The following is a 25497-nucleotide window of genomic DNA, read 5'->3' as shown; positions in this document are numbered from 1 at the left end:
ACTATGGATTTGAAATGTTTTGTCATTAAAGGCATAGAAGCAGAAAACTTATTTAAAAACCCATTATTCATTCAGGCATGGGATGTATTGTTTGATTCTTGTCCTTGGGCCACAGTTTTCCAGAGCAAAGCATTTGTGCTGAACTGGTATCAATGCTTTGAATCCTTTTCAAAAATAATAGTTACCGATTGGGATGGTCAAAGGATGACCGGGCTTTTGACACTAACCCAAAAAAATAAGGTACTGACTGCTGCAGGTCTAGATTTGGCAGAATATCAAGCTTGGCTAAGTTCGCAGAATTTTTCAGATAAATTTCTAAAAAAAGCCCTTTTTGCCATCAACGAGGCTTTTCCGAATCAAACCCTATACCTCAAATACCTGACAGCCAAAGTTCCTCTGAACCTTTTTGTAAATAAAGGTTTTTTTACCGCTAGAACATTTCTTCGGCAGTATGTGCATCCATTGATGGAAACAAATGTGGAGGTATTGGAATCCGAACTGAAAAAGAAAAACAAAAAGGAAAAAATCAACCGACTGAAGAGATTGGGTGATCTTGAGTTTTTCGAAGTCAAGGGAAATGATCATTTCCGTGCCTTGATCGATGAAATGTCATTACAGAGTGATTTTAGGAAAGGCGCTTTTTACAACAAAACCTATTTTCACGACGAACCTGAAAGGAAAACCTTTTTGTTGAAACTCTTTAAATTAGGTCTTCTGCATGTCAGTGGCTTGTCTGTTGATGGTAAACTGATTGCTTCCAATGCAGGAATAATGGGGCCTGATGTGGTTCATCTACAGGGTATCAACAGTCATTCTCCCTTTTACTCCAAGTATTCTCCCGGGATTCTTCAATTTTTGATGTTAGGGATAGCATTAAAAAATTCAGGGTTTAGGTATTTTGATTTGACCCCAGGTGGTGCAGATGGCTATAAAAGTGCTTTGGCCACAGAAACAAGTTTGGCCTATGAGTTTTGGTTTACGTCCCCTTGGAAAACCAAAAAGAAGAGGTGGCTGGAACTGGTCAAAAATTGGATAAAGCCTAGGTTGCAAGATAAAAGTTTCTTGGGAGAGGACCTTTCTAATTTGAATGTGGCAGGAATGAGGCTGAAGTTAAAGCTGAAATTTGCCTTGAAAAGGCTAAAATCCCCGAGAAAGGAGGAATATGTTCATTTTTTAGAGGGAGAGAGCATTATAGTACCTCTGCAAGATAAATTGAAAAATACCACTTCTTTAGAAAGTCTATCTGAAGCTTATATTCTTAGGGAAAACCATATTCCGGATTTGTTTTTGTTTGACGAAAACGCATCGCTTTTCCCAAGAATGGATGTTTTCGCAGATTGTATGATCCGTTTAGAGTACGGACAGACCATGTTTACCCTGACCAAGGGTAAGGATTTAAGGGCTATTTGTTGGTTTATCCCTTTGACTGCCAAAGCTTCCAAGACTGAAACCAAAGAAATTACCCGTCCACCAATTTTTGTTGCTTCCTATTACAAGGATTTAAGTTCAGACGAATTGCTTTGGCTATTCATGAAGTTGGAAAATGATTTTTTGGATGATTCAGTGGAGAACCTGAATTTGGAGATAGGGAAAAATCAAAAGACCTTACTAGATTGGTTCAAGTCTTAGACTTGTACCCTTCTCTCCCGTTACTTACCTTGCTGTTCGGGATTTGCAATCCCGAACCCAGATAATCAGGATTTGCAATCCCCACAACCCCCAAGGTTAACTGTTGTCCGAAGCTTGTAGCTTCGCGACGCTGAGTCCAGGAGTTTCCAAACTTCCGCTGCTTTTTGGGATTTGTAATCCCGAATTTACCCACATCTGGTAGGCCCAGATACTCAGGATTTGCAATCTCCACACCACCCTAAGTTTGCAAAACCTTCCATCATTCTCATTGTCCGATACTTTTCGCTTCGTGACCCTTAGTCCAGTAATTTGCGACAGTGTTGGAATTCGAGCTAAAAAAATGATTGAACCTGAGGTACTTACAGATGGATATGTATTTAAGAAAAAATTAAGGGATGAATTTTGCATTTATGGAGGATAATGGTTACCACATATTTATGTAACTTTTTCTAGGTATTTTAATACATTAAAATTTAATAGATGGATAGATTTATCCTTTCGTTAACATGGATGCAATCCTGTTTGAATTAGTATGTCTGGTCAATTAGTTAAACTAATCCGAAAGGATTCTCGAGATTTTGACATATTGAGAAAGATTATTTTAAGTGTGTTTGCACTTACTTTTAAACAAAGTGGATTGCCTGTTATTAAAAATGCCAAAATGAAAGAATCAGATCAAACCCATTCTGTTTTGATTCCTGATGGGGAAAGATCAATCATAATAAGCATCCTAAATTGTGCTTCCCATTTTAAAAATATCAGGCTTTATGTGATGTCAACGATGAATGACCTTCCTTTTCGCTATTCTAGATACATATATCGTTTTATCTATTTCCCAGAAACTAAAAGTGATTCAGAGTGGATAGCGAATATTAACAAGGTTACAATGGAACATGCAATAGATGTAATAATGCCCCTTTGGGAAACGGCTATCAAAGTAATACTCAAAAATAAGGACCTGTTACGAAACCCTGAAAAGTTGGTTCCCTTACCTTCATATCAGAATTTTATGATTGCAAGTAGTAAGGATTTGTTGGCGGATCATTTAGACCGTTTTGGTATTCCCGGTCCAAAGACTACTCCTTTGACTTTAAATCTTTTGGAAGATAAGAACAGGTTTGAACTTAATTTCCCAGTACTGGCCAAACCGCTTAAATCTGGAAGTGGTAGAGGAATTGTCAAATTTAAAGATTTTGAAACATTAGCCTCGTATTTTGAGCTTCATGGACTGAATGAGGCCTATATTTTACAAGAGTTCCTAAAGGGAGCGGATTATGGATGCAACTTGCTTTGTCATGAAGGTGAAATTTTAGCTTATACTATTCAAAAAGGAAATTTGTGGGATCCTGAGAAACCCTATTCTGCCCAAATTGGTTTGGATTTTATTTACAATGATAAATTGTATCAGACTGTAAAAAAACTCATGAAATCACTCAATTGGAGTGGTATTGCGGATTTGGATTTACTACATGATGAGGAAAATGATGTTTTTAATATTGTAGAGATTAATCCTCGATTTTGGGCTACTTTGACTGCAGCACTTATGGCAGGAATTAATTATCCTTATCTGCTGATTCTCATGACAATTAAGAAAAATATTGAACCTCAGACTTATAAGCAAATCCCTTATGTCAGTTTAAAAGGTCTAAAACAATTATTTGTAAAAAACAAAGCTTATATATTTAAAACCAGTTTTATTTGGCAAAGTACACCATTAAAATATAGATTAGGTGATCCTGTGCCAATTGCATATAGGTTTATTAGGAATACGAAGAATACAATTTCAAAAAAGGTGAAGTGCTTTTTTTAAGAAAGAGAAGTAGAATAATTATTATTTCTTTGAGAGTATGATGTTTCAATGAATGGGTTTACCGGTTTTTTATATCAAAATTCTCAAAATAGGATTAGGCTGTTTTTTTAATGCATACTTACATACCGAATAGAAACAAACCATCCAAAAGATCCCCCAGTTTAATCACCAAACTTTTTGAAAAAAAATCCTTGTTCAAATTGCGGATAAGAAAAAAAAATGAATTGGAGGTCACTTATTGATGCCACGGTAAAGCTTAATCTAATTTTAAATTTCCAATCTGTGAAACCAGTGTTTATCTTTGGTTAAGATTAAAAACCACGGATAAACACTGATTTTCGTTGATTTTTTTTATTGTATAAAAGCATATGATCGGGTATCTAAGGGTTTGCGTTCCACATTTCGGTAAAGAAGATCAGTGTTCCAAAAGAGGGTCTAAGACCGAAATTGCATGAAGCGTTGCCTTAATAACCCCAGGCAGCAGTGCATACAGGTTTGTGGGAACAGAGACATTTCGTGGCACTTTGCCCGGGGCTATTATATCCTAAGCCCCTACGGGGCTACTGCCAAAATTAATTATATTGTCGCAAACATTATTCCAGATTGCGGCACATTGATGTTTTAAGAAACGTCTTTGTTATTCTTTTAATTACCGAATTAAAAAAAAATGCCTATCGAATTTTTCAATAGGCACTTGGATATTTTTCAATTTCAATCTGTAGTTTAAAAAGCTTCCTTATGGGTTTTTTTGCCAAAAACTGTCAACCAAACAATCTTGATGTCCAACCAAAAAGTCCAATGCTTGAGGTACCAAAGGTCATGCGAAGTCCTTTGCTTTTTCTGGTTTTCGGTTTCAAGTGGACCTCTCCAGCCATTCACCTGAGCCCATCCGGTGATTCCCGGCTTGTAGTAATGTCTGACCATGTATTTATCTTCACTTTCCTGCATAACCTGATTTAGGAATAATCGGTGTGGTCTAGGGCCTACCACACTCATTTCTCCTGTCAGTACATTTATAAACTGTGGCATTTCATCAATACTGTATTTCCTTAAGAATTTCCCTATTTTAGTAATTCGGGGGTCATTTTTAACGGTAGATTGTCTTCCTCCTGAGATATTGTCACAATCGCTCATCGTCCGGAATTTATAAACTTTAAACGGTTTTCCGCCTTTTCCAATCCGTACAGGGGTATAGAAAACAGGTCCTGGTGAATCCAATTTGATCAAGGCTCCAATTACGAAGAAAAAAGGTGACAATACGATTAAAGCCAAAGATGCGAAGACTACATCAAAAATGTTTTTGATAAAATTCGGGAACCAGTTATCCAAAGGCAATTGGCGTACATTGACCACTTGAAGGTCGCCAAATTGATAGCTTTTCACATTTTCCCCGAATATGCCATTGTAATCCGGTACAAAACGAATCCTTGTCCCGTGAAAATCTGCTACGGCGACAATGGATTTTATTTTGTCCAATTCACTGTATGGGAGGGCAATGATGATTTCATCGGCAAAGTTATCTTTCAAATATTCTTTCAAAGAATCAAGGTTAGTCACCACCCTTTCTTTTTTAATTTTAGATGAATCGTTGCTGCAATCAATGAAACCTTGTACCGCTAATTTGGCATAAGAATTTGACTCCAAAGATGCTGCTACTTTTTTGGCCAATTCACCTGAACCTGCTATTAAGGTTGTACTCATTTTCACTCTACGGTCTCTTATTGGGGTGTAAAACCTGATCACAAGTGAATTGGTAATAACTCCAAGTGAGGGGATACCCACCAAAATGGCCATTAAAAGATTTCTGACATCCTTGGGAAAAGAAAAAATCAGATAAAGAATTCCTATTATTCCAGCAAGAATAAAATAAGTCTTGAAGTATTTGGTCATCCTGGACTTATAGAAACTACTGCCAGCCCATTCTCCATAAAGTTTGTTTGAATATCCTATCACCAACCAAAGGGAAATAAGACTTAAAAGAAACACCACTTCCATCTGTTGGAATAAGAGGTCATTTATCCTGTAGAAATATAAGGATATAAAAAACGCAAGCGATAAATTCAACACATCCCAGAAAATTAAAATTGGGACATTTGTTTTGTGAAGATTTGTCATAGCCTTTAAAAATTAATTTGGTAAAATTTTCCTGTATTAGGTTCAATTAATAGTGAAACTGGTAAACTTAATACTGAAGGTTATTTTTTGGCTTATATAAGGATGACAAATATACAAAAATTTGTTTTTCATTTCTGTTAATTTGCCATTACTATTTCTTTGCCTGATTATTAATTTTAACCTTTCAGAGATTCAAATATAAAGTAAAAATCTTAAAACAAAAACAAAATGCATAAAAAATTATTTGAAAAGCATAAAATTGCATTGAAAATTATCTAATTATTTTAAGATAAATTTTTATAAATATTTTCATATTAAAAATTATTCTTAGTTTATGATTAAATAAATCATTGAAAAACAGATACTTATGTTGATTTTATTTTTACTGGTATGATTTAACTGTCTGTGATCTCAATCAAAAGGGTTAGCCTCATTGTTTTTATTGATAAGTTTTTTTCTATTGCAGAAATATCAATCATCGTACTAATCTTGAAAGCAACTGTTTTTGGAATTTTATTTGTCCTGACTTTATTGGTTTTGGGGTATATGGTACCCCGAGAGGATTTTGTAATGCAATTGATCGGTTATGTCATTGCCTTTGGTTCATATCTCTTGTTGGTATTTGAGTTTGAATATAGAGTCATTGGACTTTGGTCAGGGATTGTAGGTGCTGTTATATTGCGTATGGTGTTTATAGTAGCTTTGCCTGAACTCTCCGATGACTTCTACAGATATTTTTATGATGGGCAGTTGTTAAGAAATGGCATAAATCCTTATTTGTATTTACCACATGTTGCATTTGTGGAGACAGGTATAGTTTCCAATGCTTATTGGGAAATGCTGCTGACACAAATGAATTCACCGGCTTACTTTTCGGTTTACCCTCCTTTGCACCAGGTAATCTTTTGGATTTCGGCGATGTCCGGGGAAAATTTGCTTTATAATATAGTCACCATCAGATTTATCATAATTGCATTTGATATTTTGAATATTTTTCTGATTTGGAAAATCACACAGGAATGGAAAGTATCCAATCAGGTATTATGGCTGTATGCCTTTAATCCTTTGGTGATCATAGAGATTTCAGGAAACCTACATTTGGAGGGAATAGTACTGACAGGCTTGCTATTATCAATTTATGCATTTAGCAAAAAAAAGCAATTCTCATCTTCCTTGGGATGGTCTTTGGCAGTAGGTTTAAAACTTACCCCTTTGATCATTGGTCCTTTGTGGTTGAAAGCATGGAAGGGGAAAAAACTGATTTCTTTTTTGGTAGTATCCGGACTTGTTATCTTGATTTTACTGATACCATTGACTATTGGAAATGGAGCTGTTGGTTTTTTGGAAAGTTTACGCTTGTACCAGAGAAATTTTGAATTCAATGCTTCCATTTATTATTTTTTGAGAGAAATAATATCTTTCTTTCTGGGCTATAATCCTATTGCATATTTGGGGCCTGCTTTAAATTTGGTTGCTTTTTTTGGGATTTTGGGTTTTGTTTACTTTTGGAAAGTTGACAAAGCCGAAGATTTGGCCGAAGGAATTGTTTTGTTATACCTGATTTTTTTATTGCTGCAGCCTGTAGTCCATCCATGGTACCTGATTCCGGCTTTTGGAATAAGTGTTCTTACAAAAAACAGGGTATTTTTAATTTGGTCGTTTTTGGTATTTCTTTCGTATGCCGCTTACAGGTATCCTGAAGTTAAAGAGTCTTGGCTATTGCTAGGTGTTGAATATGGAGTGTTATTTGGGTATTTGGGTTATAAGATTTCTCGTGCCTACCAGTGACAGATTTTGAAATCGAGTGTTTAGTAATACAAATAGCATTAAATCTATAATAAAACTTTGCCTTGTCACCTCGAGTTTACAACATTTTTTCAGAAACATACGAAAAAGGAATGACATGGTAGTAAATTAGAGTAACCTTGAGCAGTATGGCCGTCCCATTGTATAGTGCCCCGTGCCTGTCCTCGAGTGTGGTCCTGTTTGATTGAGAACGAAATAGTGGTACAGCAATATGCTTGTCCGAATGGTAGCCTGCCTTTTACAGTTCTTCAAACAGGCTTAAGGCCAATATTTCTTTATCAGGTAGTTTTATGAAAAAGATCCATCAAAACACAGCTGGTATCGATATAGGCTCCAGGAGCATCTATGTCGACATCGAAGGAAAAGAAGTCGCGAGTTTTGAAACCTTTACTTCAGACTTCAGGAAAGCCGCAGTTTATCTAATAGAAGCAGGTGTCACTTCTGTTGCCATGGAAGCGACCGGCAGCTATTGGGTTATTCTCTATGATATCCTTACAGAGGCAGGACTTGATGTCTGGCTTGTTGACGGACGCCAGACCAAACAGGTCCCAGGCAGGAAAACCGATGTGAAAGACTGTCAGTGGATCAACCAACTCCACGCCCATGGACTGTTGAACAGGTGCTTTGTAGCTGAAGGTCTGATGAAAGAGCTCCGCTCTTACCAAAGGCTCAGAGAGGACCATATCCGGAGTATGTCCATGCATATAAACCATATGCAGAAAGCACTTATTGAAATGAATATCAGGCTTCCCGAGGTTCTCAGCCAGGTGCACGGTGCCAGCGGAACGGTGATGATAGAAGCCATCCTCCAAGGAGAAAGGGACCCCCAGAAACTACTTTCCCTGTGCCATCACAGTCTGATAAAGAAAAAGGGTGAGAAAATAGTAAAAGCTCTTGAAGGGTTTTATACCGAAGCAGGACTGTTTGCACTTAAACAGGCCTATGAGGCATACAGGTTTTACAAAGCCCAGATATCAGACTGTGATAAGAAGATCCAGGATACATTCAATAAGCAAAACATGGACCTGTACGAGTTCCCAAAAGGTATGAAGCGAAAACAGATCAGGCATAATAAACCCGATGTTTCGGATTTGGGAAAATACCTTCTGAAAATATTCGGTGGCAAGGATGCCACCAAGCTGTCCGGGTTCACCGATTATACATGGTTTCAAGTGTTGACCGAAACGGGTCCGGATCTTTCCAGATGGAAGACCGAAAAACACTTTACCAGCTGGTTGGGGCTATCCCCTGGCCAGCACCAATCGGGTAGAAAGAAAAAGAACAAGTCCAAAGGCAGACCGAAAGCCGGCCAGATATTCAGGGTAATTGCCCAAGGGCTATTGAACAGCAAGAAAATTGCACTCGGGGCATTCGGCAGAAGACTATGTGGAAGAAAAGGTCCGAGGGTAGCCATCAAGGCCATGGCAAGAAAACTTGCAGAGCAATATTGGAGGTTAATGGTAAAAGGATCTGATTTTGTAGAGTTCGGTATAAAATATTACGAGGAAATCATGCGAAAACAGAAAATGAAATTGATACAAAGGCTAGCAGTGGAACTGAACATGGATATTGTCCCACAAGAAATTGAAGAGAAAATCCTTAATTTACATGAAGAATGATTTTATGTCATTGGTACGTCAGGAGAGGTCTGATCCCCGTTTAGATGTCATTACACTTTCTGTAAATGCCAATTTTCATTACTACCAATGACGAAATTTCGGAGCGTCATGCAGAACGAAGAGAAGCATCTCCTGAGGTTTAGGGGATTCCCCGCAATTCTGCGGGGCAGGCATTCGCCTTAGCAAGCTGCGGCTCTGAATGACGAGAAATCCGATGTCATTACCCTTTCTGAACATTTACAATATGTTGAGGACTACCAATGACAAAATTTTGGAGCGTCATAATGGATTTGAAGGCTGGGAAATTAATGGGTTCCAAAAAAACACCTTCTGCTTTAGCAGGAGGTAAAAAAAGAGATTTATTCTCTTTGGCTTTAGCCAAACCAAATTGCAAACCTTAAAACCTTCTTTCTATTTTGGCTAAAGCCCATTGGTATCGTGCATATATTTATGAATGGGCTAAAGCCACATTCCTATTGATGCTGAATTTACCAAGATGTCATTTCCTATTCTGAACATTTTAAAAATGTTGAAAACTCAGAATGTCAGTCCTTCAGGTTTTTGAGGAAGCCAACATCCGTCATCGGTCATCGGACACCACACTGAAACTGTCTATTGCAACTGCCCCCGTAAACTGAGACTGCTAACTCCTCACACTGCAACTGCTCCCTGTAAACTGTCAAATCTTTGCCCTACTCAGCGGCATGGTCATACACCTAGGTCCGCCCAAGCCCCTGGACAATTCTGAGGATGGGATTTCCAATACTTCTACCCCCATATTCCTTAAAGCCCGATTGGTATGTATATTTCGGTTGTATGAAATCACCCTTCTTGGTCCTATCGCAAAGACATTGGCACCATCAAACCATTGCTCCCGCATGGAATAATCAGGTTTCCCATCTGCGGTCGAAAGAATTTCAAGGTGTAAGATTTCTTTTTCCAAGACAGTCAGCAAGGATTCATTTAGCACTTGTCTTTTTATATGTACTTTATCGTCTTTGATTTCTTTTAGGGTATAAAGAGAAGTTTGCAGTACGGAATTAAGGGCGTCAGGGTAGGTAAGTACCAGGTTTTCATCCAATATGGTAAACACAGTATCCAAATGCATGTATTGTCTTTTTTTAGGAAGATGAACCTCATAAACACGTTCCACTGTCCCTTCAGCAAGTAAGGATTTAGCTATATGGTAGATGGCTTTTTCATCGGTACGTTCAGAATTTCCAATGGCCACTGCTTTTTTGGAGAGCACGATTACATCTCCTCCTTCTACACTGGGAGGTGATTCATGTCCATTTACCGGATAAATCTGATGGACGTGGTCTTTAAAATCAGGGTGATTTTCAAAGATCGACCGTAAAAGATTCGCTTCCCTTTGCCTTCCTTCCATTTTCATGCTGGAGAAAATAATTCCTCCCGGTGTGATGGCCATAGGGTCTCTTTGGAAATAAAGATTCGGGCTTGGTGGAATCACGAACGCATAATCCATCAATTCTCCTGCCGGCAGGTTGGGGATTTTTCTTTTCAGTTCATGGACCTTAACTCCGGCCGTAAGTGCTGTTGCGCATTCTGCTGTGGAAAGTCGGTCAAAAATATACTCCTTGAAATGCGTTAATCCGGATTTGGAAAGTGCGTCATGCATCAATTTCTCAAGAACCTCACTGTTTGAAAGGACCTGTATCAATAATTCATGTAATCTATAAACCTGCGCGCCAGTAGTCTGCTTAATCAGATCGGTAAAGACATCATGTTCTTTTTGCATGGCTTCTAAATACGGCACATCTTCAAAAAGGAGTAACTCTTTATTATAAGGAGTCAATCTATCTATTTCCTTCCCGGGTCTATGCATCAGCACAGCCTTCAATGTTCCAAATTCAGAGTTAAGTCGTAGGTTCATGGTTTGTTTTATTACTAGAATTGATCAAATAAATACAATACTATTAAAATAAGGTTGAAATTTTGACGGGATTATTTAAAAATATCAATTTAATTTATTTGAACGCGATGTAGCCTAAATTGAATTTGAAAATAATTTCTGGGCAGAGACGGAAAAGGCTGGTCCATTCCTGCCATCTGTCAGGCGGGGGTCTTCCAACTTCTGTCTTCTAACAGGTCTGGGTAAAATTTTGGGATTGTGGTAAAGAATTGGACTATCATTATTCTATCAATTTATTGAGAAAAATGATTTGGTAATAAATAAAAAAAGCGCATTGAAATTCCTTCCAATGCGCTTTTTCTTTGCAAGGCCTGATTAATATCTATAATATTCAGGCTTGTAGGGACCTTCAGGAGTCACCCCGATATATTCAGCCTGATCCGTTGTAAGGATATCCAACTCAACACCTAACTTGGCCAGATGCAAAGCAGCTACTTTTTCGTCCAAATGCTTAGGAAGTACATAAACACCGGGCTCATATTGGTCTGTATTCAACCAAAGTTCAAGCTGTGCCAGCGTCTGATTGGAAAAGGAATTTGACATCACAAAAGACGGGTGTCCCGTTGCGCAGCCCAGATTCACCAATCTGCCTTCCGCCAAAATGATCAACTCCTTGCCGTCGAGGTTATACAGATCTACCTGTGGTTTGATCACATCTTTGGTCTGTCCATAGGTTTTGTTCAACCAGGCCATATCTATTTCATTGTCAAAATGGCCGATGTTACACACTATGGTTTTATCTTTCATCGCAAGAAAATGCTCTTTTGTGATGATGTCTTTATTACCAGTTGCCGTCACGACAATATCAGCCTCTTTTACCGCATCTACCATTTTCTTCACAGCAAATCCGTCCATGGCAGCCTGCAGGGCACAGATCGGATCGATCTCGGTGACAATCACCCTTGCTCCGGCACCTCTCAGAGAAGCTGCGGAGCCTTTGCCCACATCTCCATAACCTGCCACAACGGCCACTTTCCCCGCCATCATGATATCGGTTGCCCTTCTGATAGCATCTACCAGTGATTCCTTACATCCGTATTTGTTGTCAAATTTTGATTTTGTGACCGAATCGTTCACATTGATGGCCGGCATGGGAAGGGTGCCTTTTTTCATCCGCTCATACAGCCTGTGGACACCTGTGGTCGTCTCCTCGGAGAGTCCTTTGATACCAGAAACCAGTTCAGGATAGTTATCGAATACCATATTGGTCAGGTCTCCGCCATCATCCAGAATCATATTCAATGGCTTCTTTTCCTCACCAAAGAAAAGGGTCTGTTCGATACACCAGTCAAACTCTTCGGCAGTCATTCCTTTCCAGGCATAGACCGAAATTCCTGCAGCTGCAATTGCGGCAGCGGCATGGTCCTGGGTCGAAAATATATTGCAAGAAGACCAGGTCACCTCAGCTCCCAAAGCGGTCAACGTCTCTATCAATACCGCCGTCTGAATGGTCATATGAAGACATCCGGCAATTCTTGCGCCCTTCAAAGGCTGGGAAGGCCCATATTCCTCTCTTATGGCCATAAGTCCGGGCATCTCCGCTTCGGCCAACTTGATTTCTTTTCTCCCCCACTCAGCCAATGAAATGTCCTTCACTTTGAAAGGTGTGTATACTTTTGATTTGATTTCAGACATGATAATAAAATTTTAAATGATTAAAATATTTCAATTATAAGATTTTTGGCTAAAATTTAAATTGAGAAAACTTCTTTGATTCTATCGATAAAGTCAAGCTTTTCCCAGGTGAACAGTTCCACATCAAATGTCAATGTTTTGCCATCAGGTGTTTTGAAGGTTTTAGTGACAACTTCATTTTCTCTGCCCATATGGCCATAGGCCGCCGTCTCCTCATAGATTGGATTGCGGAGTTTGAGCCTTTGCTCAATGGCATAGGGTCTCATGTCAAATATGGCCTCAATTTTTTTGGCAATTTCTCCATCTCCCATGCCTACTTTCGAAGTGCCATAGGTATTGACATAAATCCCCATAGGTTTGGCAACACCAATCGCATAGGAAACCTGTACCAGAACTTCATCTGCCACTCCTGCCGCCACCATATTCTTGGCAATATGCCTGGTAGCATAAGCCGCAGACCTGTCAACTTTGGAAGGGTCTTTGCCTGAGAATGCCCCGCCGCCATGGGCCCCTTTACCGCCATAGGTATCAACAATGATTTTTCTTCCCGTCAGACCTGTATCTCCATGAGGGCCTCCGATGACAAACTTCCCGGTGGGATTGATATGATAAGTTATCTCATCGGTAAATAAGGCCTGTATATTGGGTTTCAGTTTGGATATCACTCTTGGAATGAGAATTTGTATCAGATCCTCTTTGATTTTGGCCAACATCTTGGGTTCATCATCAAAATCATCATGCTGGGTGGAAATGACAATGGTGTCAATCCTTTGGGGGACATTATCATCCGAATATTCTATGGTGACCTGTGATTTGGCATCAGGCCTCAGGTACGGAATATCCTTTTTTTCCCTTCTCAGCATGGCCAGTTCTTTCAGGATTCTATGTGAAAGTTCCAGGGCCAAAGGCATATAATTATCTGTTTCCTTGGTAGCATAACCGAACATCATACCCTGGTCTCCTGCTCCCTGTTCTTCGGGATTGGACCTGTCGACTCCCTGATTGATATCGGGAGACTGTTCATGAATGGCGGAAAGCACCCCACAGGAATTACCGTCAAACATGTATTCGCCTTTGGTATAACCGATCCGGTTGATCACATCCCTTGCGATTTTTTGAACGTCGAGATAGGTTTCTGATTTTACCTCACCGGCAAGCACTACCTGACCGGTGGTGACCAATGTTTCACAGGCTACTTTGGAACGGGGATCGAAAGCCAAAAAATTGTCAATCAATGCATCTGAGATCTGGTCCGCAACTTTGTCAGGATGACCCTCAGATACTGATTCTGAAGTAAATAAGTAAGGCATTTTATTTTATATTTTAGTTATTGAAAGAATTTATAAAGCAATATCAAATAGAAAAGACTTTTTTTAAAATTGGCAATTGGAGAATTTAAACATTGAAATTTTGATTTAAAAGAATAAGGTAACCGTTGATAATTTAATTGGGTGTTAAAACTAAAACAAACAAATATCAAAAATTCAAAGTAAAAAACATGAAATTGAATATTTCAATATTATTCTTAATTTTAAACTTTGCACATAATTATAAAATCTTTTGTTATTTTGAAAATCAAAAATTAAAATCTTGTAATTCTTTCCCCTTATCACTCAATTATTTAATTATTCACTTTATGACAAACGTTAATATTTCACCAGATAAAAATCTGACAACCCAGCAGTCCCTACAATTAAATTTTAGAAGAAAAAGATTTTCCCATTTCATTTCATTACTGAAAAGCATTTCACCAAAGAATGGAAAGTTCCTAAATATCTTAGATATAGGTGGTACAGAAAATTATTGGAAGATGGTGAATTTTAAAGCTGAAGAGAATGTGAAAATCACCCTTTTAAATCTTATGGAAATTAAGATTGAAAATAAGGATATATTTAATTCAGTAGCTGGGAGTGCTTTGGATTTGTCCCAATATGCCGATGGTGAATTTGATATTGTATTTTCCAATTCAGTAATTGAACATGTAGGAGAGTACGAAAATCAAAAACAAATGGCAAAGGAATTCCGAAGAGTGGGACTAAATTATTATATCCAAACACCTAACTATCATTTCTTTTTTGAACCGCATTTTAGGTTGCCTTTTGTTCACTTTCTTCCAAAAGGGATTCGGGCAAGAATAGTAAACCAGTTCAGACAAAAAACGAAAAACATTGAGCAAGCAAGGAAACGTGTTGATGGAATTACCCTTTTGGGGGCTAAGCAAATGAAGGAGTTATTTCCAGAAGCCACAATGTATAAAGAAAAATTTTATGGTATGACAAAATCAATAACCATGTATCATTTTCCTAAAGCTGGGAAAAAGTAATTTAAACCAAAAAGACCAGGCCTCAGGCCTGGTCTTTTTGGTTTTATTATAAAATTCTAACTCAGGAAATCCACTTTTCTACATCTTCTTTCGAAGGATTCTCCACTTCAAGCTTCAACTTTTTCCTCCTCCCACAGACATCATTGAAGAGTTTGTTGACATCCTGTTCTTTCAGTTGCTCGATAGTATGGATATTCAGGTCGCGGATGGCCGGGATTAATCCTGCTGGAATACCCAATGCCATAAAATCCTCGTCAGAAGCAATCTTCATTTTTTTCTCCGGTCTCATTTGGGGGAAAAACAGCACTTCCTGAATGGTAGTTTTATTGGTCAACAACATGGTCAACCTGTCTATCCCTATACCCAAACCTGAGGTAGGGGGCATGCCATATTCCAAAGAACGTAGAAAATCCTCATCCATTGCCATCGCCTCATCGTCACCCCTAGCTGCCAATTTCAACTGCTCTTCGAATCTTTCTCTTTGTACAATCGGGTCATTTAGTTCTGAATAGGCATTGGCTATTTCTTTTCCATTAACAAAAAGCTCAAATCTTTCTACCAATCCTTCTTTGCTTCGGTGTTTCTTGGCCAAAGGGGTCATTTCTACTGGATAGTCGGTGATATAAGTCGGCTGAATCAGATTCGACTCCACTTTTTCTCCGAATATTTCATCTATAAGCTTTCCCTTGCCCATCGTGTTGTCAATTGCAATTCCAAAGTCAGCACATACTTTTTTCAATCCTTCCTCATCCATTTCACTGACATCCACTCCTGCATATTCTTTGATGGAATCCAACATGGTCAGCCTCCTATAGGGACCGGCAAAGTCAATCTGATTGTCACCCACATTTAAAATAGTAGTGCCATGGATGGATTCTGTTACTTTTTCAATTAATTCCTCCACCATTTCCATCATCCAGATGTAGTCTTTGTAGGCCACATAGATTTCCAAGGAAGTGAATTCAGGATTGTGGGTACGGTCCATGCCTTCATTTCTGAACATTTTCCCAAACTCATAAACTCCTTCAAAACCACCAACAATCAGTCTTTTTAGATAGAGCTCATTTGCTATCCTTAAGAAAAGCTCCATGTCAAGGGTATTATGATGCGTAGTGAAAGGCCTTGCCGCAGCACCTCCATGTACTTGCTGGAGAATAGGGGTCTCCACTTCCAACCAGCCATGGTCATCAAAATAGCGGCGCATATTGCTGATGATTTTGGAACGGGTGACGAATACTTTCTTAACCTCAGGATTTACCGTCAAATCAACATAGCGTTGTCTGTATCTTAATTCAGGGTCGGTAAAGCCGTCATAGACATTGCCCTCTTCATCCCGTTTGACCACTGGAAGTGGTTTAATGGATTTGGAGAGGATTTTCAAGTCTGTGACATGAAGTGAAATCTCTCCGGTTTGGGTGGTGAAAATATATCCTTTCAAGCCTACAAAATCCCCGATTCCCAAAAGCTTTTTAAATACAGTATTGTAAAAAGTCTTGTCTTCTCCTGGACAAAGGTCATCTCTTCTCAGGTAAATCTGAAGTCTTCCCGTCGAATCCTGGATTTCAGCAAATGAAGCTGAACCCATGATTCTTTTGGTCATCAACCTGCCTGCAATAGAGATATCTTTATAATCTAACTTACGGTTTTCATAATTTGTATGAATGTCCGCGGCTGTAACATTGATCGGAAATGAATGGGCAGGGTAGGGGTCAATGCCCATTTTTATCAACTCTTCCCTATCTTTTCTTCTTTCTATTTCCTGTTCGCTTAGTAATTGCATTTCGTGTTAAGATTTTAGACATAAGACACAAGACACAAGATTAAAAAACACAAATTTTTCAAAATCTTTTCTATTGCCTCGAATTCTTTATCAATTGATTATTTAATGATAAGTCAAAATTTATTTTTTCAATAGTTCCGGTATTAAGTTTGACCACCTCAATACTGAAAAGAATGTTTCAAATAAAGGATTTCACAACAGTAACCCGACTTCCCTGTTTGCCGCCAGGCAAGCAACAATTTTCTAAATGAAAACTGTTTTGACCAAATGACACCAGAGTAAATGTTTTTTAACTGGGATTTCACATCGGTCATCGGACATTAGTTCCAGAGAGCATTGATAACCAGGTATTTGTCAAAATTACTTTTTCTTCCTCCTTGCAATCTCCCGCTTCACCAAATCAAATTCCCGGCTGCTTTGACCTGCAACAGATGTATTTTCTTCAGCCCTTCTTGAAAGGTAAGGCATGACCTTTTCCACAGGACCATAAGGAACGTATTTAACCACATTATATCCAGCATTGGCCAAATTATAGGAAATATTATCGCTCATCCCATATAATTGGGCAAAGTAAACCCTATCATCGTTGGGCTTGATACCAAATTTTGATATCAATTCGGTCAGCAGGATATTACTTAGTTCATTGTGTGAACCGGATACCAGGCCTATACTTTCAATCCTTTCCACACAAAATCTCAAGGCATCATTATAATCCCTGTCGGAAGCTTCTTTGGTAGGTTGGATAGGGCTATTATACTTTTTTTCTTCTGCTCTTTCTCTTTCCTTTTCCATATAAGCCCCTCTGACCAATTTTGCACCAAGGATATATCCTTTTTCGGTGGCCACCTGATGGGCTTTCTTCAATCTTTCCAAACTGTCATGCCTATACATCTGATAGGTATTGTATACAATGCATGAGTTTTGGTTGTATTTTTCCATGGCTTCATAGGTCATTTGGTCAATGACATCCTGGAACCAAGATTCTTCTGCGTCGACCAGAATTTTTGTATTGGCTTGGAAAGCAGCATGGCATAAGGTATCCACCCTGTTTTTTAATTTTTCAAAGGAAGCTGATTCTTTTTCATTCAGTTTTTTTCCCCCTTGGATTTTGGTCATGAGGCGGAAATCTCCTAAACCGGTTACCTTGAAAACTGCAAAAGGAATATTATCATCTCCTGCAGATCTTGCTATAGTCCTTAGGATTTCATTTTTGGTAGCGTCATAACTTGCCTCATCTCCCTTGCCTTCAACTGAATAGTCGAGTATGGCATGAATTTTAAATTTAGCAAGGTCATCCACTGCTTTTTGACAATCTTCTATATCTTCTCCACCACAAAAATGACCGAACATAGTTTTCTTCATAATGCCCTTGATGGGCAATTTTAAAGCAAAAGCCCAATTGGCCATTTTGGTGCCCACACTTACCGCCAAATTGTTGTTGATGGTTGCAAATATGAAGTACATTTTCTTTAAATCTTTATTTGATTTGGAAGCAAAGGCAATTTCCAGGTTCTCGAAAGAAATAGTGGGTTTGACTGGCATAGGAGCTCTAATTGTGGCGCAAATATATCAAAAAAACTCCATGGGGGTAGTATTTGTTTGGTAAAAGAAAAGGCAGTTTTTGTTTCACTGCAAATCACCAATATATTTGCTTTCTGATTAATGCTTTACCCTCACGAAAAATTTCCATTTGAATTCATTGAAGTGTTTATAATAACTTTTGAAATGAAAAAATCCATTTTATTATTGACCTTATTGGTTTTTATTTCTTTCACTTTACCAGCACAAGACGGTACCTTAGTAAAAAAAGATTCTCCTAAATTCATAAAATACTTGGATATCAGTGCAGAAGGTGGGCCCATGTTGGGAAATGGAACCGATTTTGGTGAACAAGTCAGAAACAGCTCAACTTATTTTGGGATAGATGCCAGATTGGGTTTTCGAAGGGGATCAGAGACGCTGTATTCAAAGCTTTATAGGTTTCCTACTTTTGGTGTTGGTTTTTATTCCGCAACATTTCATAATGCCAATGTAGGAGAACCCAATGCAATTTATTTCTTTTTGAATATGCCGTTTAGCTATCCCAATAACAAAGCGATAAAGTTCAGTTATTTTGCTTCCTATGGCTTGTCATATAATTTCAATCCCTTTGACCCTGTGGAAAATCCGATCAATGTCTTTATTGGATCATATAGAAATGTCTATGCACATCTCGGTTTCAGGGCTGCTTACAGTATCAGTGAAAGGACTGCGATTTCATCGACTTTTGGTTTTAAGCACTTTTCCAATGGAGCATCCAGTTTGCCGAATTCTGGAATAAATTTATTTCCTTTTTCCTTGGGGCTACAATATAAATTGACGAGAGAAGATGACAAAGACTATTCAGATATCGAAATACCTGAACACCAAGGCAGAACCGCTATTCATTTTCATGTTGCTCCCGGGGTGAAGGAATATTTCGTGGGTGATGATAACAATTTTAAGCTGGGTACAGGAATACATGTACTCAGAGAGTTTTCCTACAAGTATAGGTTTGGTTTGGGATTGGAGCACTTTTACTCTGGAAATTGGGAATCAAGAGTTGTAGAGCCTAGAGAATCGGCTTTTTGGGATGCCAATTCATTTGCTTTATTTGGATCATGGGAATGGCTTTTAACTGAAAACCTGTACGCACCCATGGGTGTGGGTGTTTATTTGCATAGAAATGATTTTAATGGAGAATGGAATTGGTTTTACCAAAGAATCGGCTTGAGATATAGATTCAATAACAATCTCTTTACCGGACTTACCATCAAAGCCCATAAAGGTAGAGCAGATTTCTTTGAATGGACTTTGGGCTATTCAATTTTCAAATAGTCCAACAAGTGCATCAGTTTTTGTGTTAGAAGGGTGTAACTTTATGATTATCCTATTTCAATCAGCTATTCAGCTTTTCAATCAAATTAATGGATAATCGTTATAAAACTTAAAATGACTTGGATATTTTATCAGTAGAAAATTGGGATTTGGGTCTGGAGATGCCTCTTTATATTGCTGGTCCTTGCAGTGTGGAAACTCCGGGGCAATTGGATCAGACGGTTGCGGCCTTGGTGAATGAAGGAGTTAAAGTCATCAGGGGCGGAGTATGGAAGCCAAGAACACGTCCCAATAGTTTTGAGGGAGTGGGCAGCAAAGCATTACCCTGGATCAAAGAAGTCAAAGATAAATATAAGGTCAAATTCGCCATAGAGGTTGCGTCTCCAATACACGTGGAGGAGGCGCTTAAATTTGGAATTGATATTTTTTGGATAGGAGCTAGATCGACTGTAAATCCCTTCACAGTACAAGAAATTGCCAATAGTCTCAAAGGGATTGATATACCCGTATTGATCAAAAACCCGGTCAATGCAGATCTTGCTTTATGGATCGGGGCTTTGGAAAGATTTCATCATGCGGGGATAAAAAAGTTAGGAGCTATCCACAGAGGCTTTTCAAATTTCAACGACAAAACTTACAGAAATAGCCCCATGTGGCAAATTCCTCTGGGATTGAAAACCTATTTCCCTGAAATCCCCTTGCTCAATGACCCTTCCCATATTTGTGGAAGAAGGGATTTAATTCCTCAGATAGCCCAAACGGCTTTGGATCTGAATTTTGATGGGCTGATGATCGAATCTCATATTGATCCTGACAATGCTTGGTCCGATGCCGCCCAACAACTAATCCCGCTTGATTTGGGACAGTTATTACGGACCTTGAAAACCAGAAAGGTGGATGTTGACAATCCGCTATTGCAGTCGCAGTTGGATTTGATCAGGGAACAGATTGATGATGTGGATAGGGAGCTGCTGGAAATACTGAGCAGAAGAATGAGTTTGGTCGAGAAAGCTGGAGAATATAAAAAATTAAATAATGTTGCGGTCTTTCAAATGGAAAGGTGGAAGAAAGTTTTTGAGACTAGGCCGGAATGGGCAGAGGCACTCAGACTCAATCCTGATTTTGCCAGAGATCTTTTCCAGCTGATCCATACAGAATCCATTAAAAAGCAAACTGAAGTACAGGAAAGAAATGAACAGCCTAAAATACGCTGATTAAATTTTCAGAATAATATTTGGTATTGAGATAATTATTGTACTTCAATTCCCGGATTCACAAGGAGTTTGAAATTTATTGAAGAAAATTCAAAAAAATATTCAAAAATTAATTTGTTTTTAAAATAGTGGCTTTTACATTTGGAACATGTTAATCGCAGCCTTCGCATATTTTACCTTCTTTTACTTTTACTTTCGTCCTCAAGGTCGAATCGGAGCTGCCTATTGTCTGGTAAAAAATTAAAAAATTCAAACCATATAAGAGCCCGATTCGAAAGAGTCGGGTTTTTTATTTTAAACCAATTTCAACAATCATGAAAGATCACTTACAAACCAAAGACTGGGGATTAGGACTTGAAGGACATGTCATCATAGCCGGTCCCTGCAGTGCAGAAAGCCCTGAACAGATCGAAAAAGTCTGCATAGACATGAAAAAGGAAAATATGATTCCCAGCATGTTCCGTGCAGGTATTTGGAAACCCCGTACAAGACCCGGGATGTTTGAAGGCATTGGAGAAGATGGTCTCAAATGGATGGAAATAGTCAGACATCACCTTAATATCCCCATTACCACGGAAGTAGGAAATGCCGCCCATGCGGAGATGGCACTTAAACATAAAGTTGATGTGCTTTGGATTGGAGCAAGAACTACGGTCAATCCTTTTGCCGTACAGGAAATTGCTGAAGCGCTAAGAGGAGTTGATATTCCCGTAATGGTCAAAAACCCCATGAATCCGGATCTCCAGCTTTGGATAGGCGCCTTGGAAAGATTGCATGCCGTGGGCATCAATAAGTTGGCCGCTATTCACAGAGGATTTTCAGATTCTTATGACAAAAGATTCCGTAATAAGCCCAATTGGTCAATGCCCATTCACTTGAAAAGAGAGTGGAAAGGTATGGAAGTGATCAATGACCCTAGCCATATCGTTGGAAACAGGGAAGGTATTTTGGAAACAGCGCAGCGGGCCATCAATTTTGGCTTGGATGGTTTGATGATCGAGACACACCATGACCCGGATAACGCTTGGTCTGATGCAAAGCAACAAGTAACTCCCGCCGCTTTGAAAAATATATTATCCCAGATTGACTTTAAAGATACGCTAGGCGCAGAAAACCCGAGTGAAAGATTGAACGACCTGAGAAATGCCATTGACCACTTGGATGATCAATTGTTGGATATTCTACAGGAAAGGTTCTCCTTGATCGATCAGGTAGGTGCTTATAAAAGAGAACATCACCTGACCGTATTCCAATCGGACAGATGGAAATATGTGATGGAATCCCGGACCCAAAAAGGTGTGGAGAAAAACCTCAGCGAAAAATTCATGAAGGAATTGCTTTATTGTATCCATGAAGAGTCTGTCAAAAGACAGGAGAAGCAGTTGAGAGAAGCGGCTGCGGTGAAGAAGTGAGGAATGTACCAAGTACGATGTACCAAGTACAAAGTATCTGGGACCAAGAACAGTGACAATGTGGGATGAAGCTTATTGAGAGTCGTGAAGTTTCAATGATAAATGAAGTACGGATTGCTGGGTTGGATAGGAATATCTAGCTGGGTATTTCCGTACTTTTACTTTGAATTGTAAAATTGCTAAAAATAAAAATATGTATGTACGCATTGATGCCAGTAAAATGGTAATTCAATATAATTCTCACCAAGAGACTGAAATGACCGGTACATCGGTCTTCCGACTTCGGTCTTCCGTCACGTATTTTGAAGAATATTGGGTTACTGGCAAAGAAGCAGATAAACATTAAAAAAAACATTTTGGAATCAATCATATTTTCCAATACCATAGCCGAAGATCTCAAGAGCTATCTGGCAAATCATAGCTTTTCCAAGTTAGGGGTCATCACAGATACCAATACTGAAAAACTTTGCCTGCCCCTCATAAAGGATAACTTACCCGGAGGGTTCTCTCAGTATTCCTTTCCGGCAGGAGAAACCCACAAAAACCTGGAGACATGTACTGCTATCTGGCAATGGATGACAGATGAAGCCTTTGACCGTAAAGCATTGATCATCAACCTTGGTGGTGGTGTCACAGGGGATATGGGCGGATTTTGCGCAGCGACTTATAAAAGGGGTGTACGATTTGTCAATATTCCCACCACTTTGCTTTCTCAGGTCGATGCCAGTGTTGGTGGTAAATTGGGAGTGGATTTCAACGGTTTCAAAAATCATATTGGTGTCTTTGCAGAACCGGAAGCGGTGATGATTTCTGAAGTATTTCTAAAGACCCTGCCTAAGGAGGAATTAAGGTCGGGTTATGCAGAAGTAATCAAACATGGATTGATTCGAAATGCCAATTATTTTGGATGTCTCAAAGCAGAAGGATGGGAAAAGCAGAACTGGAGAGAAATCATTGAAAAGTCAGTGAGTATCAAAAAGGAGGTGGTTCAAAAGGACCCCAAAGAATCCGGATTAAGGAAAATACTCAATTTTGGCCATACGATTGGGCATGCTTTTGAATCTTATTATCTGGATTCAGACAGACACTTGTTGCATGGGGAAGCCATTGCTATCGGGATGATCTGTGAATCCTATCTATCAGTCAAAAAATCAGGTCTTTCAAAATCTGAATTGGAGATCATAAATAAAATGCTGATGGATGTATTCGGGAAATTTGATTTCCCTGTCGAAGATATTCCGGCCATAGTCGCCCTCTGTAGCCAGGACAAAAAAAATGAAGGAAAAACCCTCAATTTTTCCTTATTGACCCAAATTGGTAAATGTGAATACAACTTCAATGTGACTGTGGAGGAGATTTTTGACTCTTTCCATTATTATAGAGACCTATAATCAGATGCGACCTGAATTCCAGAAAGAAAATACCACACCCAATTTAAATTAACATCAAACCGAATGATTGCCCAATATTTACAACAGATCAGCTCATTTCAATCAACAATAATCCCTTTACCTTCCTCGAAAAGTGAAAGCAACAGGGTTTTGATAATTGATGCCTTGACAGCTGGTGAAAATTCCATCACCAACTTGGCGGAAGCCAGAGACACACAGACCATGATTCGTTTGCTCAAACAGAATCCGGCTATTTTTGATGTCTTGGATGCGGGTACCACCATGCGGTTTTTGACTGCCTATGCAGTGGTAACCAACCAGCATAAAGTCATGACCGGCACCCCAAGAATGTGCGAAAGGCCCATTGGGATTTTGGTGGATGCTTTAAGGCATATTGGGGCAGAAATTCATTATATGAACAAAGAAGGATTTCCGCCTTTGGCAATTCATGGTATGCCGGAACAAGTGAATGATCAAGTGACCATCCGAGGTGATGTCAGCAGCCAGTATATTTCAGCCATGCTGATGATAGCACCTTTGCTTCCAAAAGGTTTGGAGATTACATTGGAAGGAAAAGTTGGGTCAAGAACTTATATAGAGATGACCCTGCAGTTGATGAAGCAATTTGGGATCAACTATACTTGGGAAGATAACAAGATTAAAATTCCGAATCAGTCCTATCAACCTACTGCTTTTTCAGTAGAGAGCGATTGGTCAGGAGCGAGCTATTGGTTCAGTCTTTTGGCCTGTGCGGATAAAGGCGAGTTGTTTTTGGAGGGATTGAAAGAAAACAGTCTGCAAGGAGATTCAGCCATTGTGGATATTATGGACAGGTTAGGCGTTAAAAGTGAGTTTAAAGCGGGTGGTGTAAAATTGACCAAACAAAAAGTGAAAGGCTTGGCTTCTTGGGATTTTACCCATTGCCCGGACTTGGCCCAGACCGTTGCGGTGACTTGCGCCATTATAGGTCAGAAAACTACATTAACGGGTCTTGAAAGCCTTAGGATCAAAGAAACCGACCGGATTTATGCTTTGCAGCAGGAATTGGCAAGCTTCAATGCTGAATTAGTGGAGGGTGAAAATGAAGCGTTTACTTTGATTCCATCGGTTCAAATGCCCCATGAAGTCCGGATCCATACCTATGATGATCATAGAATGGCCATGGCCTTTATGCCGTTGATGACCAAGACCAACGTCTTTATTGAAGACCCGGAAGTAGTCAATAAATCTTATCCGAGTTTTTGGAAGCATGTTGCTTTGATAGATGCAAGACGCAAGACACAAGATACAAGACTTTGAAACCTTTGAGGTCTTTTTTTGACCTCGAAGGTTTTTCCTGAAGGGAAGGGTTGAGAAGCGAGAAGCGAGAGATTAGAATCAAGAATCAAGAACCAAGAGGAGAAAGGATGAAGGGGGTAAAGGATGAAGGAGAAAGGATGAGGGATGAAGGTTGAGACACTGTCACTGCGAGGAGCATTAGAGAACTTGGATATTTTAATAGTCCTCCATGCGACGTGGCAATCTCGTGAAGGACGAGGGGGATGTATGAAGAGGGAAAGATGAGAGCCAAGAAATAAGTGGGGAAAGGATGAAGGATAAAGGATGAGGGATGAAGGTAAAGGATTGCCCCGAGTAATGGGGATGCGAGATTTTAGAACCAATAGTCAAGAAATACTAGAAGGTTGTTAAACACAAAATTAGAATCAAAAATGTAAATTTCCGTATATTTAGATATGGGTGTGTCATTAGAAAAAAATATAGATCAATTAAAGGAGATCATCAATAGTCTTCAACCTGATGAATTGGTAGAGGTCAAAGTCCTTCTCGATCAAAAAACTTTGGAAATGGATCAGAGAAAAAGGAAAAGTGAAATTTTAAGGGAACTGCTTTTACAGGGCCCGACGCTTTCTAAAGAAGAGTTGGAGAAAATATCGGAAGCAAGAGATTTAATCAACAAATGGAGAGCAGAATAAT

General features: G+C 39.1%; 19 protein-coding genes. 12 read left to right on the top strand and 7 right to left on the bottom strand.

All coding sequences use genetic code 11. The annotated features are described in order from the left end of the window. The first annotated feature begins 3 nt into the window (after nt 1-3). A complete protein-coding gene (locus B9A52_RS24580; RefSeq protein WP_084123203.1) occupies nt 4-1629 on the top strand; it encodes a GNAT family N-acetyltransferase in 1626 nt (541 codons plus the stop codon). Here B9A52_RS24580 and B9A52_RS24575 read toward each other — a convergent pair. Then, nucleotides 1619-1861 carry a hypothetical protein gene (locus tag B9A52_RS24575; RefSeq protein ID WP_084123202.1) on the bottom strand — a complete coding sequence of 81 codons (243 nt, stop codon included), beginning with the start codon at nt 1859-1861 and terminating at the stop codon, nt 1619-1621. The two genes, B9A52_RS24580 and B9A52_RS24575, sit on opposite strands and share 11 nt — an antisense overlap. 300 nt (nt 1862-2161) lie before the next feature. Here B9A52_RS24575 and B9A52_RS24570 point away from each other — a divergent pair, with 300 nt between their 5' ends. Continuing rightward, on the top strand, nt 2162-3439 hold the full coding sequence (locus B9A52_RS24570) for an ATP-grasp domain-containing protein (protein WP_231955411.1): 1278 nt from the start codon (nt 2162-2164) through the stop codon (nt 3437-3439). 723 nt (nt 3440-4162) lie between these two features. On the opposite strand, the gene B9A52_RS24565 is transcribed toward B9A52_RS24570, so the two are convergent. Then, a complete protein-coding gene (locus tag B9A52_RS24565; protein WP_084123201.1) occupies nt 4163-5554 on the bottom strand; it encodes an undecaprenyl-phosphate glucose phosphotransferase in 1392 nt (463 codons plus the stop codon). A 489-nt stretch (nt 5555-6043) separates the two neighbouring features. Between B9A52_RS24565 and B9A52_RS24560 the strand changes: the two genes are divergently transcribed. Together B9A52_RS24560 and B9A52_RS24555 are read left to right on the top strand one after the other, a co-directional pair. Beyond that, the gene (locus tag B9A52_RS24560; RefSeq protein ID WP_231955406.1) at nt 6044-7342 is read left to right on the top strand and encodes a carotene biosynthesis protein; all 1299 of its coding nucleotides are present in this window, start codon (nt 6044-6046) and stop codon (nt 7340-7342) included. A 308-nt stretch (nt 7343-7650) separates the two neighbouring features. Beyond that, complete coding sequence (locus tag B9A52_RS24555) at nt 7651-8979, top strand: IS110 family RNA-guided transposase (protein WP_084123200.1); 1329 nt, start codon at nt 7651-7653, stop codon at nt 8977-8979. A gap of 679 nt (nt 8980-9658) precedes the next feature. On the opposite strand, the gene B9A52_RS24550 is transcribed toward B9A52_RS24555, so the two are convergent. From B9A52_RS24550 to metK, 3 genes are all read right to left on the bottom strand, one after another. Beyond that, nucleotides 9659-10873 (bottom strand): arginine deiminase, encoded by a 1215-nt coding sequence (locus B9A52_RS24550; RefSeq protein ID WP_084123199.1) that lies wholly within the window; start codon nt 10871-10873, stop codon nt 9659-9661. Between the two features lie 354 nt (nt 10874-11227). Then, nucleotides 11228-12547, bottom strand: coding sequence for an adenosylhomocysteinase (gene ahcY, locus B9A52_RS24545; RefSeq protein WP_084123198.1), 1320 nt, complete (start codon nt 12545-12547; stop codon nt 11228-11230). A 56-nt stretch (nt 12548-12603) separates the two neighbouring features. Further along, nucleotides 12604-13857 carry a methionine adenosyltransferase gene (metK, locus tag B9A52_RS24540; protein ID WP_084123197.1) on the bottom strand — a complete coding sequence of 418 codons (1254 nt, stop codon included), beginning with the start codon at nt 13855-13857 and terminating at the stop codon, nt 12604-12606. A gap of 188 nt (nt 13858-14045) precedes the next feature. Between metK and B9A52_RS24535 the strand changes: the two genes are divergently transcribed. Further along, a complete protein-coding gene (locus B9A52_RS24535) occupies nt 14046-14870 on the top strand; it encodes a methyltransferase domain-containing protein (RefSeq protein WP_157370289.1) in 825 nt (274 codons plus the stop codon). Nucleotides 14871-14931: 61 nt separating this feature from the next. Here the strand turns inward: B9A52_RS24535 and lysS are convergent, their stop codons facing one another. Both lysS and B9A52_RS24525 read right to left on the bottom strand, forming a co-directional pair. Further along, nucleotides 14932-16650 carry a lysine--tRNA ligase gene (lysS, locus tag B9A52_RS24530; RefSeq protein ID WP_084123195.1) on the bottom strand — a complete coding sequence of 573 codons (1719 nt, stop codon included), beginning with the start codon at nt 16648-16650 and terminating at the stop codon, nt 14932-14934. 360 nt (nt 16651-17010) lie between these two features. Further along, nucleotides 17011-18192: a proline dehydrogenase family protein gene (locus tag B9A52_RS24525; RefSeq protein WP_084123194.1), complete on the bottom strand. Its 1182-nt coding sequence runs from the start codon at nt 18190-18192 to the stop codon at nt 17011-17013. A 183-nt stretch (nt 18193-18375) separates the two neighbouring features. Between B9A52_RS24525 and B9A52_RS24520 the strand changes: the two genes are divergently transcribed. The 7 genes from B9A52_RS24520 (at nt 18376) to B9A52_RS24495 (ending at nt 25496) form a co-directional block, all read left to right on the top strand. After that, nucleotides 18376-19506 (top strand): TonB-dependent receptor, encoded by a 1131-nt coding sequence (locus tag B9A52_RS24520; protein WP_157370288.1) that lies wholly within the window; start codon nt 18376-18378, stop codon nt 19504-19506. Between the two features lie 161 nt (nt 19507-19667). Next, a complete protein-coding gene (locus B9A52_RS24515) occupies nt 19668-20720 on the top strand; it encodes a bifunctional 3-deoxy-7-phosphoheptulonate synthase/chorismate mutase type II (RefSeq protein WP_084123687.1) in 1053 nt (350 codons plus the stop codon). A 314-nt stretch (nt 20721-21034) separates the two neighbouring features. Then, the gene (locus B9A52_RS24510; protein ID WP_084123192.1) at nt 21035-22132 is read left to right on the top strand and encodes a chorismate mutase; all 1098 of its coding nucleotides are present in this window, start codon (nt 21035-21037) and stop codon (nt 22130-22132) included. A gap of 193 nt (nt 22133-22325) precedes the next feature. Then, nucleotides 22326-22478: a hypothetical protein gene (locus B9A52_RS25775; RefSeq protein WP_157370287.1), complete on the top strand. Its 153-nt coding sequence runs from the start codon at nt 22326-22328 to the stop codon at nt 22476-22478. Nucleotides 22479-22488: 10 nt separating this feature from the next. After that, nucleotides 22489-23523, top strand: coding sequence for a 3-dehydroquinate synthase (gene aroB / locus B9A52_RS24505; protein WP_084123686.1), 1035 nt, complete (start codon nt 22489-22491; stop codon nt 23521-23523). Between the two features lie 63 nt (nt 23524-23586). Continuing rightward, on the top strand, nt 23587-24822 hold the full coding sequence (locus B9A52_RS24500; RefSeq protein WP_084123191.1) for a 3-phosphoshikimate 1-carboxyvinyltransferase: 1236 nt from the start codon (nt 23587-23589) through the stop codon (nt 24820-24822). Nucleotides 24823-25256: 434 nt separating this feature from the next. After that, nucleotides 25257-25496 carry a hypothetical protein gene (locus tag B9A52_RS24495; protein WP_084123190.1) on the top strand — a complete coding sequence of 80 codons (240 nt, stop codon included), beginning with the start codon at nt 25257-25259 and terminating at the stop codon, nt 25494-25496. Nucleotide 25497 lies beyond the last annotated feature (1 nt).

The sequence above is a fragment of the Aquiflexum balticum DSM 16537 genome, from assembly GCF_900176595.1.
GTDB lineage: Bacteria > Bacteroidota > Bacteroidia > Cytophagales > Cyclobacteriaceae > Aquiflexum > Aquiflexum balticum.
The sequence above is the reverse complement of the archived record's forward strand: the minus strand, read 5'-3'. Positions and strand labels throughout refer to the sequence as shown.

Coding starts and splice junctions, on each gene's coding strand:
- B9A52_RS24535 (WP_157370289.1), top strand. CDS start 14,046: ATGAAATTGAATATTTCAATATTATTCTTAATTTTAAACTTTGCACAT.
- B9A52_RS24550 (WP_084123199.1), bottom strand. CDS start 10,873: ATGAACCTACGACTTAACTCTGAATTTGGAACATTGAAGGCTGTGCTG.
- B9A52_RS24500 (WP_084123191.1), top strand. CDS start 23,587: ATGATTGCCCAATATTTACAACAGATCAGCTCATTTCAATCAACAATA.
- B9A52_RS25775 (WP_157370287.1), top strand. CDS start 22,326: ATGTATGTACGCATTGATGCCAGTAAAATGGTAATTCAATATAATTCT.
- B9A52_RS24510 (WP_084123192.1), top strand. CDS start 21,035: ATGAAAGATCACTTACAAACCAAAGACTGGGGATTAGGACTTGAAGGA.
- B9A52_RS24555 (WP_084123200.1), top strand. CDS start 7,651: ATGAAAAAGATCCATCAAAACACAGCTGGTATCGATATAGGCTCCAGG.
- B9A52_RS24570 (WP_231955411.1), top strand. CDS start 2,162: ATGTCTGGTCAATTAGTTAAACTAATCCGAAAGGATTCTCGAGATTTT.
- lysS (WP_084123195.1), bottom strand. CDS start 16,650: ATGCAATTACTAAGCGAACAGGAAATAGAAAGAAGAAAAGATAGGGAA.
- ahcY (WP_084123198.1), bottom strand. CDS start 12,547: ATGTCTGAAATCAAATCAAAAGTATACACACCTTTCAAAGTGAAGGAC.
- B9A52_RS24580 (WP_084123203.1), top strand. CDS start 4: ATGGATTTGAAATGTTTTGTCATTAAAGGCATAGAAGCAGAAAACTTA.
- B9A52_RS24495 (WP_084123190.1), top strand. CDS start 25,257: ATGGGTGTGTCATTAGAAAAAAATATAGATCAATTAAAGGAGATCATC.
- B9A52_RS24515 (WP_084123687.1), top strand. CDS start 19,668: ATGCCTCTTTATATTGCTGGTCCTTGCAGTGTGGAAACTCCGGGGCAA.
- B9A52_RS24520 (WP_157370288.1), top strand. CDS start 18,376: ATGAAAAAATCCATTTTATTATTGACCTTATTGGTTTTTATTTCTTTC.
- B9A52_RS24525 (WP_084123194.1), bottom strand. CDS start 18,192: ATGCCAGTCAAACCCACTATTTCTTTCGAGAACCTGGAAATTGCCTTT.
- B9A52_RS24565 (WP_084123201.1), bottom strand. CDS start 5,554: ATGACAAATCTTCACAAAACAAATGTCCCAATTTTAATTTTCTGGGAT.
- metK (WP_084123197.1), bottom strand. CDS start 13,857: ATGCCTTACTTATTTACTTCAGAATCAGTATCTGAGGGTCATCCTGAC.